Origin of the sequence: Desulforhopalus singaporensis (genome assembly GCF_900104445.1) — a bacterium.
Lineage (GTDB): Bacteria > Desulfobacterota > Desulfobulbia > Desulfobulbales > Desulfocapsaceae > Desulforhopalus_A > Desulforhopalus_A singaporensis.
The window spans coordinates 155,559-173,243 of the sequence record NZ_FNJI01000007.1 but is presented as its reverse complement, the minus strand read 5'-3'; the positions used below and the strand labels follow the sequence as shown (position 1 = coordinate 173,243).

The following is a 17,685-nucleotide window of genomic DNA, read 5'->3' as shown; positions in this document are numbered from 1 at the left end:
ATCGGTGTGTCTTGGCAATATCTTTCTTCCATAACGCTTTTTTTTCAAAGGAGCAGGAAAATATGTTGCAGATAGCGGGAATAGATGTCGGCGGAACCCATGTCGACGGGGTTATCCTTCTTGGCGGAAAAATCCTTGCCAAGGAGAAGGTTGACGCAGACCAGCAGAACCTGGTTGAATCGATCATTTCACTGTTACGCAAGCTTGTGGCAACCCCCTCTCTTCAACCGGATCAGATACATCTCAGCACAACCCTTTGCACCAACGCCATTGTCAACGGAGCCCTTGACGAGGTCGGCATGATAATTCAGGCAGGGCCGGGGCTGAACCCGTCGTTTTTACGGTGTGGTGATCATGTCTTCTTCTCCGACGGTGCAATAGACCACCGGGGACACGTCGTCAAAAAGCCAGATGAAAGTCTGCTGGCCGAAGCTAAAAAGCATTTCAGGGATTGCGGTCTTGACAGTATCGGGGTGGTGACCAAATTTTCCCACCGCAATCCTGTCCATGAGCGGATGATCGCGGATAACATGGTCGATTCCTTCAGCCATATATCCATGGGGCACCGGATGTCCGGACTGCCCAACTTCCCAAGAAGGGTCTACACGACATGGATAAACAGCGGCCTGCAATCCCGTTTTGACAGCTTCAGGAAGGCAATTCTCTCAGGTTTTGCAAAGTTAGGTCTCAACTGCCCCTGCTTTATCCTTAAAGCGGACGGGGGGACCATGCCCTTTGATCTTGGAGCCAGACTGCCCTGTGAAACAGTACACTCAGGGCCGTCGGCGAGCGTAATGGGCGGGCTGGCGCTCGCCCCGGTTGACGATGACGCGATACTGCTCGATATAGGGGGGACCACAACGGATATTGCGCTGCTTGCTCAAGGCGTCCCGCTTTTCGAGCCTTACGGTGTGACCATTGCCGGACGGCCGACCCTCATCAGGGCTCTTAATACCAGAAGTGTCGGGTTGGGAGGGGACAGCACGGTTGCCTACAGGGACAACGAGTTCGTCATCGGTCCCGGAAGGGTGGGGCCGCCGATGGCGTTTGGCGGCGTTGTGCCGACCCCTACCGACGCCATGATCGTTCTGGGGCAGCTGCCGGGGGGCAGCAGGGAAAAAGCGAGACAGGCGATGACAGCTCTCGTCGGCGATCAGAGTCCGGTGCACACTGCCAAACAACTTCTTGAGACGTTCTGCGGACAGCTGCACCGCGCCGTAGAGCAGATGGTGGAAGAGGTCTTCAGCCGGCCGGTGTACACGGTTTCCGCCCTGCTGGGACGAAAGCGGCTTGAGCCGGCAGAGCTCATTGTTGTCGGAGGGCCCGCGTCGGCAATGAAAAATTGTCTTGGAGAAAACTTTAAGATACCGGTCACCGTTCCCGAACATTTCGAGGTAGCCAACGCCATTGGCGCCGCGAGAACACGGCCTACCATGCAGGCCACACTTTTTGCTGATACCAGCGAGAAGATTCTCTCCATTGCCGAGATCGGTCACCGGGAGAAAATTCACAACGGCTACACCATGAAAGACGCGGAAAAAAGACTTACCCAGGTCATCACGAGTCTTGCCAGGGAATGCGGTATGGGCGACCTTTCCGATATAGAATTTATTGAGCGTCAGGAACTCAACACAGTCAGTGGATTCTATACCACCGGAAAAATTCTTTCACTCAAGGCGCAGCTGATGCCGGGCCTAAACAAGATTTAACGGAGACGAGAATGAAATGTATGCCGCAAGCAAAATGCTCAACCGGACTGATCCTGTTTCCCGCATTTGACTGGTGCATCAGTCCAACCCATCCCGAAAGGGAAGAAAGGCTGCTCTATACCAAGGATCAATTGATCGAAGAAGGTCTTGAGGATATTGAAAACATACAGTTTTTTAATCCGGAACTGGCCGATTACCGCGATATTGACAGGGTCCATCTCTGTGTACCCTCAGCGCAAAATCTGCTTACCGATTCTCATCTTATCTCCGCAGGAGGTGCCATAAGGGCGGCACGGGCGGTAATGGAAAAAGACGTGGAAAAATCCTTTGCCATAGTCCGTCCGCCTGGCCATCATGCGATGCAGACCGTTTTTGGCGACCGCGGATTTTGCGTGGTCAATATCGAGGCGGTCATGGTTGAATATATCCGCAAACATTATGGGGTAAAAAAGATCGCCATTATCGACACCGACTGCCACCATGGCGACGGCACCCAGGATATTTTCTACAACGATCCCGATACGCTCTTTGTCTCCTTGCATCAGGATGGCAGAACCCTGTACCCTGGCAGCGGTTTTCTGGGAGAAAAAGGGGGGCCGGCCGCCTCGGGCTATACCATAAATCTGCCCCTGCCTCCGAACACCTCGGAGGAAGGATTCGATACGGTGATGGAGCGGGTGATCCTGCCGATGCTCGAGGAGTTTAAGCCTGAGCTTATTATAAATTCTGCAGGCCAGGACAATCACTACACCGACCCCCTCACCAATATGAACTTCACCGCGCAGGGGTATGCCCGCCTCAACCGGTTGCTCAGCCCTGATATCTGTGTCCTTGAAGGGGGATACTCCATCGAGGGAGCCTTGCCGTATACCAATCTGGGAATAATCCTGGCCATGGCAGGGATGGACACCTCCCATGTTAAAGAACCCGACTATTATCCCGGCAAGTTCCGCCAGTCAAGTGAAGTCAACAGACATATAGAGACCATATGTGACCAGGCCATGCAGCTGTTTCGCAATCGAACGGGTACCGCAACAGGAAAAACGGCAGAGCGGACGGTAATGGACCGCAAGCGCATCTTTTACGATACCGCCGGTTTCATGGTGGATGAAACGAAAATCTATCATCTCTGTCCGGAATGTCCGGGGTATACGGAGATAGAGGCGAGCGGCAACAACACCGATCTTCGCGCCTTCTGCGTTCCCTTCAACGGCTGCCGTTCGTGCCAGACCAGGGCCAGGGATCATTTTCAAAGGGCGCCGGGGGGAACCTCCCGTCGCATGGTGGTGCTGCAGGACAGGATTGACGATATATATGAGGTGAAGTGATAACCGTTTTGCAAGCGAGTCGGGGGAAGCCGCCGGATACTGCTCCGGACGTGTCGAAAAGTGAAATTTACTTGACGTTCTTCATCGAAAGCGATATTCGGCGCCGAATGTTGTCGATCTGCTCTACCCGGACCTTCACCTGCTGACCGAGCTTGACAACTTCTCCCGGATCCTTGACGAAACGGTCGGCAAGCTGGCTTATATGGATCAGTCCGTCCTGCTTAATGCCAATATCGGCGAAGGCTCCGAAGCGGGTAATATTGGTGATGATCGCCGGAAGTATCATCCCTTCCTGCAGATCCTCCATGCAATGAATGGATTCGTCGAAGCGAAAATTCTGATACTCCTGTCTCGGGTCACGGCCCGGTTTGGCAAGCTCTTCGACGATATCTTTCAGGGTGGGCAGCCCCACCGAGTCGCTGGTGTATCGGTCCAGGTCGATGCTGTCAATAAGCGCAGGGGAGGCCAGCAGCTTTTTGACACTTACGCCGAGGTCCCGGGCCATGGTCTCCACCAGCGGGTAACGTTCCGGATGCACCCCGCTTGCGTCAAGTGGGTTGGTACTGGTGCGGATGCGTAGAAAGCCTGCGCACTGTTCGAACGCTTTATTGCCCAGCCGGGAGACTTTCAGCAGCTCTTTACGGTTACCGAACGGACCGTTTTCGTTGCGGTAATCGATGATATTGTGCGCCAGGGTTGTGCCCAGGCCGGCAACATGGACAAGCAGCGCGGCGCTGGCGCTGTTGAGTTCCACCCCTACGCTGTTGACGCAATGCTCGACCACCCGGTCAAGGGCCCTTTTCAGCTTGGCTTGATTCACATCGTGCTGATACTGTCCAACCCCAATTGATTTCGGGTCGATCTTGACCAGCTCCGCAAGAGGGTCCTGAAGCCGTCTGCCAATGGAGATGGCTCCCCTCACGGTAATATCCTGATCGCCAAACTCTTCTCTGGCAATTGCCGAAGCCGAGTAGATGGAGGCGCCGTCTTCGTTTACCATGGTGATGACGATATCTTTGCCCAGCCTGAGTTCGCGGATAAACATCTCGGTCTCACGTCCGGCCGTGCCGTTGCCGATCCCCACCGCCTCAATGGCGTGGGTGGCGACGAGCCGCCGAATTTCATTTTCCGCCTCTTTTTTCCTGGCCCCGCCGAAGGTCGGGAAAATAGTGGTAGTCTCGAGAAACCGCCCGTTCTGGTCGAGGCACACCACCTTGGCGCCGGTACGATAGCCGGGGTCGATGGCGAGGACCCTTTTCTGTCCAAGAGGAGGGGCGAGAAGAAGCTGCCTGAGGTTATTGCAGAACACCTCAATCGCCTCGTCTTCAGCACGTGATTTCAGGTTTGCACTAAATTCATTTTCCAGGGAGGGGCCGAGAAGGCGTTTGTAACTGTCTTCAATGGCACTGCTCAGCTCCCGTTGCCACCGGCCCGGTTTGAGGTGAAGTCTCGCAATTAGCCGCAGACTGCTGTCAGGGGGTGGGGCAAGAGACAGATGCAGAACTTTTTCCCGTTCTCCGCGAAACATTGCCAGCAGCCGGTGACCAGGCGCCACCGCCGCCGGTTCCTGCCAGTCAAAGTAGTCTTTGTATTTGTTTCCCTGCTCCTCCATCTTCTTAACAACAGTGGAAACTATCCGACCTTCTTTGACAAAGAGTTGGCGCAGTGCGTCCCGGGTCGGTCCGTGTTCGGCTATATTCTCGGCGATGATGTCTCTAGCCCCGGCCAGAGCTTCTTCGGTGTCGGCAACAGTAGCGTTTTTAAGGTACGACGAAATAGGTAGGTTCTCTTGGCCTTCATAAATTGCTCCACCAAGTTCTTCCAGCCCCTTGGCCCTTGCAATCAACGCCCTGGTCTTACGTTTTGGCCGATAGGGGAGGTAGATGTCTTCGAGCTCGGTGAGTGTGGCGGCGGCTTCTATTTTTCTTGCAAGCTCATTGCTCAGAAGCTCGTTTTTTTCAAGAGACTCGACAATGGTCCGTCTTCTCTTGTCAATCTCTTCGAGTTTATGGAACTGGTCCTCTATTGCGGCTATGGCAACTTCGTCAAGGCTGCCGGTGGCCTCTTTACGATATCTGGCGATAAAAGGAGTGGTTGCTCCTGAGTTGAGCAGATCAAGGGTGTTTTGCACCTGCTGCAAGGTGAGATCCAGAGTTGCGGCAATAGTAGAACAGTGCATGACGGCGGAATATCGGTTGTGGAAAAACGGGTCAAGTTTCAGGCGCCCAGGTGGCGCCAGCACTTGCGACCCTGGAGGATGTGGTCGTTGATTCCCCCATAACTGGTGTCACCGTAAAATGGTAGCGTTACCTGGCGCAATCGATCGCTTCGGCGAGCCTGATCGCCTGCCGGGTGGTAGCCACGTCATGTACCCTGACGTAGTCGATCGTTTTGGCGGCACAGACAGCGGCAACGACTGCTGTGGCTATATCCCTTTCAATTTCCGCCTGAACGCCGGTGATTTCTCCGAGGAACCGTTTTCTGCTATGAGCCAGCATCACTGGAAGACCCAGCGTAGCGAATCTGTCCAGGTGTTTGAGAATCGAGAGGTTGTGGGCAAGATTTTTGCCGAAACCGATACCGGGATCGACAATGATCCTGTCTCGCGAAATGCCGCAGCCGAGGGCGTAATCGATTCGCTCTTTGAAAAAGTCGATGATCTCTTCAACGACATTGTCGTAGGTGGGTTTTACCTGCATATCGGCGGGGGTTCCCTGCATATGCATAAGGATAACGTCAGCCCTGGTATCGGCGGCCAGCTCACCCATGCGCGGATCACCCCTCAGGGCGGACACGTCGTTGATTATCGTCGCACCGGCAGCAATGGCCTTTTTTGCCACCTCCATTTTCATGGTATCGATGGAGATGGGGATATCGTGTTTTTGGCGAATCGCCTCAATTACGGGGATTACCCGTTTAAGCTCTTCGTCGGTGCTGACCGGATCAGAAAAGGGTCGGGTCGATTCGCCGCCAATATCGAGAATGGCGGCGCCTTCGGCGATCATCTTCTCAGCCTGGGCACAGGCTGTCTCAAATGAAGCGTACAGGCCACCGTCGGAAAAAGAGTCGGGCGTCACGTTAAGGACGCCCATTATCTTGATTTTTGTATCATCCATTTTTTGCCGGATCCTGCTCATCTGGATTGATCTCGCCAGCAGCGTTTCCAGGGGTGTCTCCCTGGATCGGTGAGGCGGCTGCATCGGCTTGGCCATCAACGGTGGTGCTGTCGGCTGGCGCAACGTCGTCGCTTGTTTTCTCTTGGACGCTGAACTCTGTCATGGCGTCACTGATCGGGGTCTGAGACGGTTTGACAGGCTTGTTTTTGGCGGACATTTTATCGCTGTACTTGCCGGGACGCAGCTGTTCTATAATCCTTTCCATATCTGAGAGCACGATGGTCTCTTTTTCCAAAAGCTCAACTGACATCTGCTCAAGAATATCGCGATGTTCGTTGAGCTGGGTCGATACGGTGTCCATCGCTTTGTCGATGATTTTGCGTACGGCAATGTCGATCTGCCTGGCGGTATCTTCACTGAAATCACGGTGCTGGGCGATATCCTTGCCCAGGAAAATCTGTTCTTCCTTTTTACCGTAGGCAAGTGCGCCCAGCTCATCGCTCATGCCCCATTCACACACCATTTTGCGGGCAAGCCCCGACGCACGCTCGATATCGTTTCCGGCCCCGGTGGTGATCTCGTCAAAGATGAGTTTTTCCGCAAGCCTGCCTCCGTAGAGGATACATATCTGGTTTTCGAGATAGCTCTTGGTATGGGTGTACTTGTCGTCGGTCGGAAGCTGCATGGTAAGGCCAAGCGCTCGCCCCCGCGGTATGATAGTCACCTTGTGAATCGGGTCGGTGCCGGGAAGAAGCCATGCAATGAGGGCGTGCCCCGCTTCATGGTAGGCGGTTACCTCTTTCTCCTTCTCGCTGATTATCATGGAACGCCTTTCCGCACCCATCATGATCTTGTCCTTTGCCTTTTCCAGAAGCTCAAGATCGATCTCCTTGGCTCCCGAGCGTGCCGCCATTAACGCAGCCTCGTTGACCAGGTTTTCAAGATCCGCTCCGGAAAAACCGGGGGTGCCCCTGGCGAGGATCTCAAGATCGACTTCCGGAGACATTTTGGTTTTTCTGGCGTAAATCTCAAGGATCTTCTTACGGCCTCCGACATCGGGAACCGGGACGATAACCTGCCGGTCGAACCTGCCCGGGCGCAGCAGCGCGGGGTCAAGCACGTCCGGGCGGTTGGTTGCGGCAACTATGATGACGCCGTCATTGGTCTCGAAACCGTCCATCTCCACCAGCAGCTGGTTGAGTGTCTGCTCTCGTTCGTCATGGCCGCCGCCAAGTCCGGCACCACGGTGTCTCCCTACGGCGTCGATCTCATCAATGAAAATAATGCACGGCGCGCTTTTTTTGCCCTGCGCGAACATATCACGTACCCGCGAGGCACCGACACCGACAAACATCTCAACGAAATCGGAGCCGGAAATTGAAAAAAACGGCACGTCGGCTTCCCCGGCTATCGCCTTTGCCAGCAGGGTCTTTCCGGTACCCGGTGCGCCGGCAAGGAGCACTCCTGTAGGGATGCGACCGCCGAGTGAAGTGAATTTGCCGGGGTCTTTCAGGAACTCCACGATCTCTTCCAGCTCTTCTTTTGCTTCGTCAATGCCGGCCACGTCGTCAAAGGTTACCTTGTTGTCGCTCTGTTCGGTGAGCCGGGCCCTGTTTTTACCAAAGGACAGGGCGCCCCCCTTGCCGCCGCCCTGCATCTGGCGCATAAAAAAGACCCATACACCGATAAGCAGCAGCATCGGGAACCAGGAGACAAAAATGGTCATCAGCCAGGAGTCTTTCTGGGTCTCCTTAACGGTCATGTCGACCCCGGAATCTCTAAGGATCCTGATCAGGTCTGTGTCGTTTGCGGGATAGATTGTCTGAAACGGTTTGCCGTTCAGCAGAGTGCCTGATATGGTGTCACCGCTGATGATTACCCGGTTTATGGACTTGTTTTCAACGGAAGACATGAATTCGCTGTAGGTAAGCGAGGATGTATTCCCCTGTGGTTTGTTGAAAAGGTTGAAAAGCAGGATCATGGTAAGGCCAATCACCAGCCACATGCTGAGGTTTTTGTAAAAAGTATTCAACGAACCCTCCAGTGGTTCATGGTTAGGGTGCAAATCACCACGTTACAGTACTAGTTGCCGGAACTGCCGATATGGCTAATCGACGCAGCAATCTCCCCGGGGAATTTCCCCACGCAACCTAACGGTAAATATTAATTGCAAAATGTCGAGGTGCAAAATGACGATATTTTACCCTGTCATATAGATTATGTAAAGTACTGAACGGGTTGCACCCCTTGATCTTTATCCGTAAGTTCGCGCAATCCCTTGACAAGCGCACGTGCACCGCTGACGGTTGTCGTATAGGGGATGTGGTAATCAAGCGCAGACCTTCTTATGCGATAAGAATCTTCTGTTGTCCTTTTACCCATGGAGGTGTTGATGATCCAAGTAATCTGGCCGTCCTGAACCTTGTCGAGAATATGGGGCCGTCCCTGGGAAATCTTGTTTATGAGTTCGCAGGCGACCCCCCTGGACTGAAGGAACTTGGCGGTGCCTGTGGTTGCATAGATCGAATAGCTGAGATCCAGAAGAGCCTGGGCAACCGGCACAATGCCCTCTTTGTCGCCGTCACGGACACTGATGAACACGTTGCCCACCGCCGGGACCTTGGAGCCTGCAGCGACATGCGCCTTGGCGATCGCCAGGCCGAGGTTGTCGTCAATGCCCATCACCTCGCCAGTTGATTTCATCTCTGGTCCAAGGAGGGTGTCGACATTTTCAAACCGGTCAAAAGGAAAGACCGCTTCCTTGACCGCCCAGTGCTTTACGGTGGCTTCCGTTGTCAGTCCGAGTTCTTCAAGGCTCAGTCCCAGCATTACCTTGGTGGCTAATTTAGCCAGCGGCACTCCCGTTGCCTTGCTGACAAACGGGACAGTTCTTGAAGCCCGGGGATTGACCTCGAGAACGTAGAGCTGTTCGTCTTTTACGGCGAACTGAACGTTCATGAGGCCTATGACTCCAAGTTCTTTGGCCATCGATTTACTGGCCCGTTTGATTTCTTCCACCAGCTCGTTGGAAAGAGTGTATGGCGGAAGAACACAGGCGGAATCCCCGGAGTGGATCCCCGCTTCCTCGACGTGCTCCATAATTCCGCCGATGATCGTGGCGGTGCCGTCGCTGATGGCATCGACGTCCACTTCGATGGCGTCTTTTAAAAACTTGTCAATAAGCACAGGGTGTTCGAGGTTTGCCGCGCCTACCGACTGCATGAAATCCTTTATGCCCTGGTCGCCGTAGACGATCCGCATATCCCTTCCACCCAGCACGTATGATGGACGAACCACCACCGGATAGCCTATCCGATTGGCGGCATCAAGGGCTTCGTCGAGATTGTAGACCGTGTCATTTTCCGGCTGGCGCAGGTTGAGTTTTTGCAGAAACTGCTGGAACCGTTTGCGGTCTTCGGCCCTGTCTATTGCATCGGGCTGGGTGCCGATAATCTTCACCCCGGCATCCGCAAGGGGAACGGCCAGATTCAGGGGAGTCTGCCCGCCGAACTGGACGATAATGCCGTCCGGCTGTTCCTGGTCGATGATGTTGAGCACATCTTCCCTGGTCAAGGGTTCGAAGAACAGCTTATCGGAGGTGTCGTAATCGGTGGAGACCGTTTCCGGATTGGAGTTGATCATTATCGATTCTACCCCGATTTCCTTGAGCGCGAACGCTGCGTGCACGCAGCAGTAGTCGAATTCGATGCCCTGGCCGATCCTGTTGGGACCGCCGCCGAGGATTACTACTTTCTTGCCTTCGGTCTTGATCGCCTCGTTTTCCTGCTCGTAGGTTGAGTAGTAGTAGGGGGTGTACGATTCAAACTCCGCTGCGCAGGTATCGACGAGTTTATAAACCGGAACCACTCCAACTTCCTTGCGCAGCTGGCGTATGTCGTTTTCACTGGTCCCGGTGAGATAGGCAAGCTGAATGTCGGAAAAGCCCCGTTGTTTGCAGTGGGTGAGAAACCGCTGGTCAAGGCCCTGGAAGCCTCTTTCAGATATTTCCTTCTCAGTTTCGGTTATCTGTCTGAAGTTGAAAAGAAACCACGGGTCGACCCGGGTGAGCTCGTGAAGTTCCTCAAGCCCCATGCCCCTTTTCAGCGCTTCGTAAATATGCGCAACACGCTTGGAGTTAGGGGTGACCAGACCCTGGCGCAGGTCGTCGTCGTCAAGGTGGGTCAGTATCTGTCTGCCGTCTCCGCCGAAGCCGAATCTGCCGGTTTCAAGGGAGCGCATGGCTTTTTGAAAAGCCTCCTTGAAGGTTCTGCCGATGGACATGGTCTCACCCACCGATTTCATCGAGGTGGTGAGAAAATCTTCGGCTTCCGTGAATTTTTCGAAGGTCCAGCGCGGTATCTTGACCACACAGTAGTCTATAGTGGGCTCAAACGCTGCAAGGGTTTCGCGGGTGATGTCGTTTTTCAGCTCGTCAAGGGTGTACCCGACCGCGAGCTTGGCGGCTATTTTGGCTATCGGAAAACCGGTCGCTTTTGATGCCAGGGCGGAACTCCTGGATACCCGCGGGTTCATTTCGATAACCATCAGTTCGCCGTCGGCGGGGTTCACCGCAAACTGGACGTTGGAGCCGCCCGTCTCCACCCCGATTTCACGGATGATGGCTATTGCGGCGTCGCGCATCTCCTGGTATTCGCGGTCGCTGAGGGTCTGGGCGGGGGCAACCGTGATGGAGTCGCCGGTGTGAACCCCCATCGCATCGACATTTTCGATGGAACAGATTATGACAACGTTGTCATTGCGGTCGCGCATCACCTCAAGCTCATACTCCTTCCACCCGAGCAGGCTTCGTTCGAGCATGACCTCCGTGTTCATCGACAGATCGAGCCCGGCGCTGCAGAGTTCTTCGAGTTCCTGCCTGTTGTAGGCCACCCCGCCGCCTGTGCCGCCGAGGGTGAAGGAGGGGCGGACGATAATAGGAAAACCCATTTCATCTCCCGATGCCATGGCGTCGGCAAGAGTCTTGACAATTTTCGACTCGGGCACCTTGAGACCGATCTTGTACATCGCATCGCGGAATTCTTCACGGCCTTCCGCCTTTTTTATGACATCTATATCGGCGGCAAGCAGTTCGACGTCGTATTTTTCCAATACCCCCATTTCGGCAACTTTTATCGCCGTGTTGAGTGCGGTCTGTCCGCCCAGGGTGGGCAGCATGGCGTCCGGTCGTTCCTTTTCAATGACCTTGGCTAGAAATTCCGGGGTGATCGGCTCGATATAGGTGGCGTCGGCAAGACCGGGGTCGGTCATGATGGTTGCCGGGTTGGAATTGATAAGGACAACCTCGTAACCTTCCTCTTTCAGCGCTTTTACCGCCTGGGCACCAGAATAATCGAATTCACAGGCCTGGCTGATAATAATGGGTCCGGAACCGATGATGAGGATCTTGTTTATATCTGTTCTTTTCGGCATGATCTGATAATTTTGCTCTGAAGTTTTAAAACCCTTTGGGGCTGAGTAAATGGGGCAACGGGAAGCGCTGTCAGTTGCACATCATGTTGATGAAACGATCAAAGAGATATTTTGCATCGTGCGGGCCAGGAGCATATTCCGGATGATACTGGACGGAAAATGCCGGGTATTTCCGGTGCCGCATTCCTTCGAGGCTGTTGTCGTTAAGATTTATATGCGTTATCTCTACTTCATCTCCCGGAAGGGTCTTTTCGTCAATGCAGAACCCATGGTTCTGGGAGGTGATTTCGACATGTCCGGTGGTGAGGTCCTTGACCGGCTGATTGCCGCCCCGGTGTCCGAACTTGAGCTTATAGGCCGAGCCGCCGTAGGCAAGGCCGAGCATCTGGTGTCCGAGGCAGATCCCGAATATCGGCTTTTTGCCAAGGAGGAAACGGACGGTGTCCACCACTCCCTCGACCCCTTCGGGATCTCCGGGCCCGTTGGACAGAAAGATACCGTCGGGATTCATTGCCAGTACCTGTTCTGCGGTGGTAGTCGCAGGGACGACGATAACCTGGCAATTTTTTTCTGCGAGTATGCGCAGCTGGTTGTATTTTATGCCGAAGTCAAACGCCACCACCTTGAATTTCTTGCCCGTGGTCTCGGCAAAAGAGGACATCGTCACCGGTCCGTTGTCGCTCCAGCCGTACGGCTCGGTGCAGGTGACTCTTTTTACCATGTCCTGACCGACCAGGCCGGACCATTCTCCGGCTCTTCTTATCAGGGAAGCGGTGTCGAGATCCCTGGTCGAGACAATCGCCTTCATCGCCCCCTGGCTGCGGATATGGCGAACCAGGGCTCTGGTATCGAATCCTTCCACGCCGAGGACGTCAAATTCATTTAAGAACTGGGCCAGGGTCTTGGTCGAGCGGTAATTTGAGGGAAACGAATTGTATTCTTTGACGAGAAACGCCTTTGGGTGGACGGCTGCCGACTCCATGTCTTCCGGGTTGATCCCGTAGTTTCCGATCAGCGGATAGGTCATTGTGACCAGCTGACCGGTGTAGGATGGGTCTGTCAGAACTTCTTGATAGCCGCTGAGTGAAGTGTTGAAAACTATTTCACCTACAGCTTCTCCGTGGCCGGTAAATGATTGCCCTTCAAAGGTGGTCCCGTCTTCCAGGGCGATGATTGCTTTCATGGCAGTCTGTCCTCTAATTTTGCGCCGTGGTCATCGGTGTACCGTGGTGGCTGCTGAGAATGATTGGAGGGTGTGGTTTACCCGTACATGCTGTTTTCCGGTCTACTCATCGGTGTCGCGGAGTCGCCGGCGATCCGTTCTGAATGCATTTGAAGCAAGTGGAGGGTGGTGTTTTTTTTGTCCCTCTGGCCGTGCAGACAAAACTCTAAAATATAACTTGACGAAGCCCGGTTAGTCAACCTTATTCGGATACCATGGTTGGGGTAGTCAGAAGAATTTCAGGTAACCACTGATAATAGCAGTCGTTCTTGGTGCTGTTGACATTGATAAAAAAAAGACTATGTTTGATTTTGCTTATTGATTGGATCATTGAATTTGATTATTGTGCTTGTCTGCTGAACGGCTCGTAACTTTCCAATTCGCGTCATTGGTGCCCGGATGCAGTGAAGGTGACTGCGCCGTCCTGCCGGATTACTTACAACGAGGGGATAGAAGGTCTATACGGAACTTTTGTGAGCCGGTCCGTACCATTTCTGGAGACAGGGAAGAGGCCTGGAAAAGTTTCTGAGAATTTTGTCATATAGTATGAGGAACAAAAGTGAAAACTAGAATACTGGTAGCAAATCGTGGGGAAATCGCTATTCGCCTGATCAGGGCAATACAGGAGCTTGGCTACGAAGCGATAGCAGTTTATGAAACGCCGGATGAGATGTCGAGCCACATTCGCATTGCCGACGAGGCTGTCTGTCTCGGGCCGGGACCGAGGAGTGATTATCTCAATATCGACAAGATCATACGGGCGGCGAAAAAATCGGGAGCGGCTGCAATCCATCCCGGCTACGGCTTTTTAGCCGAAAACCCCTACTTTGCCAAGGCGTGTGAAGCGTCCGGGGTGATATTTATCGGTCCGTCCTCCGAGATTATATCCAACCTTGGAAACAAGGTAATAGCACGGAAGATAATGGGTGATGCGAAAATCCCGATGGTGCCCGGCACCGCAAATCTGTCCCAGGGTAAAGAAGGGATCAGGGAAGCGCTTGGATTTGCTGAAAAGTACGGATATCCGGTTATGCTCAAGGCAACCTCTGGCGGCGGGGGACGGGGAATACGCCGGATTGAGTCGGACAAGGACATGGTGGAGCAGATCCCCGTAGCCAGGGCGGAGGCGCTGGCGGCGTTTAACGACGACTCCGTCTACCTCGAAAAGGTGGTGGTGAACCCAAAACATGTGGAAGTTCAGATCCTGGCCGACAGTTTCGGCAAGACCCTCCACCTGGGAACGAGAGACTGCTCCATCCAGCGTCGCAACCAGAAGCTGGTGGAGATTGCTCCATCGATGATACAAAATAAGGAACTTCTCGACAATATCTGCGAAACCGCGGTTCTGGCCGCCAAGGCGGCGAACTATCTCAACGCAGGTACGGTGGAGTTCTTGATCGACAGCGACATGAACTACTATTTCATGGAGATCAACACCCGGGTCCAGGTAGAGCACACCGTAACCGAAATGATAACGGGTATCGATATCGTAAGAAACCAGATCAATATAGCTTTCGGCAAGCCGCTCTCTTTTGGCCAAGAGGATGTGAATATCAGGGGGCATGCCATTGAAGTGAGGATCAACGCGGAGGATCCGAAAAATAATTTCATGCCGGAGGGCGGAAAAAAAGTGTCTGTCTACCGCTCCACCGGCGGGTTCGGGGTACGGCTCGACGGTTTTGTCTATCAGGGATACATAATCCCCGAGGTTTACGATTCACTCCTCGTAAAGCTGACCGTCCACGGCTTTACCTGGGAAGAGACCGTGGGGCGTCTCAGGCGATGTCTTGCCAACTTCACCATCAGCGGCCCGAAGACGACGATCCCGTTCTACCAGAACATCGCCAATGAACGGGACTTCGTGAACGGGGACTTTGATACCTCGTATATAGACACACATCCGTATATTTTTCATTATGAAGAGGATTCAAGCGAAGCCAGTAAACTGGCCAGGTTTGTGGCCGAAATTCATTACGCAAAAGAAAATCCTTTTGCCAAGTAAAGCACTATTAAGGCTGATAAATAATTTTTGTACTGCTGTTTTTTGAAAAATAAAAGGATTCACATATGGCACGAATAATACCGGGAAGTCCGGCAAAAGAAATAGTTGACACCCTGCGCAGCGCGAAGGGATATTACCTCACCAATACCGCCCGCGACCTGTCGCAGTCGGATTTCAAGAACCGGCTACTTCTTCACACCGATCTGATTGCGGCGGAAAAAAGAGACAATGCCGGGTATTTTTCCCTGGAGATAACCGGCGGGGCATCAATCCATGTCGATATGCTCAGAAAGCAGGTGAACCCGTTCACCAAGCTGAGAAAATTACGGGAGAAGATGCCAAACACCATGTTTCAGACATTGTGCCGCGGCGTCAATCTGTTCGGGTACCGGCCCTATCCGAAGAATATCGTAAGGTTTACTGTCCGTGAGTTTGCCAAATACGTGGATGTGTGGCGTACTTTTGATTTTCTCAATCATGTCCCGAACATGACGGCTGTTTTTGAGGAAGTTGCGAGGGCGGGCAGGCTCAACGAACCGTGCCTCTGTTTTTCAACAGGACCTGAACACACCAACGAATTTTATGTAAAAAAGGCACAGGAAATTATTGACGTAACCGGCAGGGATATAACCCTCTGCATAAAAAATCACGGCGGACTCGGCAGCCCGGTGCGGATTGGCGAGCTGGTCGACGCGTTGAAGCAGAATTTTGGTGATATTCCCATCCATTACCATGGGCACAACACCGACGGAAACGACGTGGGTCGGATCGTTGAGGCTGTGAAGAACGGTGCTTCCATCGTCGATGCGGCTGACTCTGCATTTACTGGTTTTTACGGGCCCCCGCCGATTCTGTCGGTGGTGCAGACCCTGAGGGAATATGGGTTTCATCCGGAAGGTCTGGATGAGGACGCTGTGATTGAAACCTCAGAGATTATTCGCGACGAGCGGGTCTATTACGAGCAGTTTGAATCGCAGATCAAGGGATTTCAACCGACAGTGCAAATCCATAAGCTGCCGGGCGGGGCGATGGGGTCCAGCCTGGAGCAGGCATCCAAAGGCGGATTTCTTGATAAGATGCCGGAGATACTACATAAAGAACTGCCACGGGTGCAGAAAGAGCTGGGCAACTACTGGTCAGTTACCCCCGGATCCCAGATCCTCTGGACTACTGCCGTCGCTAATGTGCTCGACGGAGAGAGGTACGGCAATCCGTCGGGCGATCTGCGCAACCTGCTGCTTGGCAAGTACGGTCCGTTCCCGTTTTATCAGCCGGAAGATTGGATTTACGAAAAGGTTCTGGGGGAGAACTGGCGGCAGGTGCTTGAGGAAGAGGGCGGTATTGAGGAGATCGCCGATATCGATCTTGCCCTGGAACGCTATGAGCTGTCGTCGCTGATCGGGGTTGAACCCACCGACGAACAGCTGGTGCTCTATCTGCAACACCCAAACGATGCAGTGGATTTTTTCAAATTTGAAGAGAAATACGGCCAGGTGCATGTCCTGCCACCCTCGATCTTTTTTCGCAAGGGGGGCTTTTATCAGGGTGAAAAACTCTCGTTCCGCGATTATCACGGCAAGGAGCATATGATCGAGGTGGGGCCTTCTCCTGTCACCAACTCCGGAGAGACCAGCGTCTATCTCATGGTCGATCATCACCAGACAATTTATACCTACCAGAAGAAGACTGCTGCAGGAGGGGATGCGGCAGTTCAGGTCCTCACCAAGGAAGAGATTATCGATCTGGCAAAAGCCGGAGACGTCCGCTCTCCGTTTAACGGCAAAATTGTTGAGATCTCCGTGGAGGAAGGCCAGGAGGTTCTGGTCGGCGACCGGGTGGCGATAATGGAGGCCATGAAGATGCAGACCCCGATCCTGTGTGAGATGGCCGGGATCGTTACCGCCATCAGCGCCAAAAAAGGCGATACCATGCACCCGGGGGCCAAGATTCTGAAAATCGATCTCAATGAGTAGCAGGTAGTGCAGCCTCTGGTTTGAGCATAAAAAAGCCCCCCGATGCGCTCTGCACGCATCGGGGGGCGGCACCTGCTGGCAGGCTGTATCGTTATAGGTCCAATACAAGGATGCCGGAAAAAGATGCAGGGTACAGCTGAACCGGACTGTTACCAGATATTATATTCACCGGAGGGGTCGCATTCGCATTCGGCGTTGAGAAACTTGACTGCGTATCCTTCCTCCTTGAGTAACCGATAACCTATTTCTCCCCTGCCCCCGGTCTTGCAGTGGACAACGATGAACTTGTCTTTGGGAATCTCGGAAAGTCTGGATTTCATCAGTTCCAGCGGAATAGAGACGGAACCGGGAAAATGGCCAGATTCGTATTCCTCGGGAGTTCTTGCATCGACCACGAATATCAGTTCGGAGTGAAGTGATTTGGTGAAGTCGGTTATGCTGATTTCACCGTCGCCAAGAATTTTTTCCCAGAAGATCGGGGTGTCGTCGCTTGCGGTCAGGGCCGGCCCCTGCTGCAGCGTGCGGCCTGAGGAGATCCATGCGTCCAGGGCGCCGTAGAAGCCGTTGACGTTTTTATATCCCCAATCCTTGACGATCCTGGTTGCTGCTGACACCTCTTCATCCTTGTCTGAATAGAGATAGATTGGTGCGCCGTAGGCTGCCGGAAATGCGTCTTCGTAATCTTCCAGCTCGCCAAAAGGAACGGTGTATGCCCGTGGGATGTAACCCTTCTCTACTGATTTTGCATCGCGAAGATCAACTATAACGACATTGCCTTTGGCAATATGAGCCATGGTTGGTACGGTGCGGTGACCGGACTTCTTCCAGGATGGCAGGCCGTCCTTGTAAACCAGCGGAGTCTTGTGTCCCCATTTAACCGCCAGACCGGCGGATTTTGGACTCAT

General features: G+C 53.5%; 10 protein-coding genes. 4 read left to right on the top strand and 6 right to left on the bottom strand.

Annotated elements, in window-relative coordinates; genetic code table 11:
* Positions 1-62 precede the first annotated feature (62 nt).
* The gene (locus tag BLQ17_RS06775) at positions 63-1,709 is read left to right on the top strand and encodes a hydantoinase/oxoprolinase family protein (RefSeq protein WP_092221144.1); all 1,647 of its coding nucleotides are present in this window, start codon (positions 63-65) and stop codon (positions 1,707-1,709) included.
* 20 nt (positions 1,710-1,729) lie between these two features.
* Complete coding sequence (locus BLQ17_RS06770; protein WP_092221204.1) at positions 1,730-3,037, top strand: histone deacetylase family protein; 1,308 nt, start codon at positions 1,730-1,732, stop codon at positions 3,035-3,037.
* 67 nt (positions 3,038-3,104) lie between these two features.
* Here the strand turns inward: BLQ17_RS06770 and BLQ17_RS06765 are convergent, their stop codons facing one another.
* The 5 genes from BLQ17_RS06765 to carA form a co-directional block, all read right to left on the bottom strand.
* On the bottom strand, positions 3,105-5,279 hold the full coding sequence (locus BLQ17_RS06765) for a Tex family protein (RefSeq protein ID WP_245695015.1): 2,175 nt from the start codon (positions 5,277-5,279) through the stop codon (positions 3,105-3,107).
* A 64-nt stretch (positions 5,280-5,343) separates the two neighbouring features.
* On the bottom strand, positions 5,344-6,153 hold the full coding sequence (folP, locus tag BLQ17_RS06760; protein WP_092221141.1) for a dihydropteroate synthase: 810 nt from the start codon (positions 6,151-6,153) through the stop codon (positions 5,344-5,346).
* Complete coding sequence (gene ftsH / locus BLQ17_RS06755; RefSeq protein WP_092221140.1) at positions 6,146-8,185, bottom strand: ATP-dependent zinc metalloprotease FtsH; 2,040 nt, start codon at positions 8,183-8,185, stop codon at positions 6,146-6,148. The genes folP and ftsH overlap by 8 nt, the downstream gene beginning before the upstream one ends.
* A 185-nt stretch (positions 8,186-8,370) precedes the next feature.
* Entirely contained in the window at positions 8,371-11,583 is a 3,213-nt protein-coding gene (carB, locus tag BLQ17_RS06750) for a carbamoyl-phosphate synthase large subunit (RefSeq protein ID WP_092221137.1), read from the bottom strand.
* Positions 11,584-11,653: 70 nt separating this feature from the next.
* Positions 11,654-12,766 (bottom strand): glutamine-hydrolyzing carbamoyl-phosphate synthase small subunit, encoded by a 1,113-nt coding sequence (gene carA, locus BLQ17_RS06745; protein ID WP_092221135.1) that lies wholly within the window; start codon positions 12,764-12,766, stop codon positions 11,654-11,656.
* A 598-nt stretch (positions 12,767-13,364) separates the two neighbouring features.
* Between carA and BLQ17_RS06740 the strand changes: the two genes are divergently transcribed.
* Both BLQ17_RS06740 and BLQ17_RS06735 read left to right on the top strand, forming a co-directional pair.
* On the top strand, positions 13,365-14,807 hold the full coding sequence (locus BLQ17_RS06740; RefSeq protein WP_092221132.1) for an acetyl-CoA carboxylase biotin carboxylase subunit: 1,443 nt from the start codon (positions 13,365-13,367) through the stop codon (positions 14,805-14,807).
* 65 nt (positions 14,808-14,872) lie between these two features.
* Positions 14,873-16,780, top strand: coding sequence for a biotin/lipoyl-containing protein (locus tag BLQ17_RS06735; RefSeq protein WP_092221129.1), 1,908 nt, complete (start codon positions 14,873-14,875; stop codon positions 16,778-16,780).
* A 149-nt stretch (positions 16,781-16,929) separates the two neighbouring features.
* Here the strand turns inward: BLQ17_RS06735 and BLQ17_RS06730 are convergent, their stop codons facing one another.
* Positions 16,930-17,685 (bottom strand): rhodanese-like domain-containing protein, encoded by a 756-nt coding sequence (locus tag BLQ17_RS06730; RefSeq protein WP_092221126.1) that lies wholly within the window; start codon positions 17,683-17,685, stop codon positions 16,930-16,932.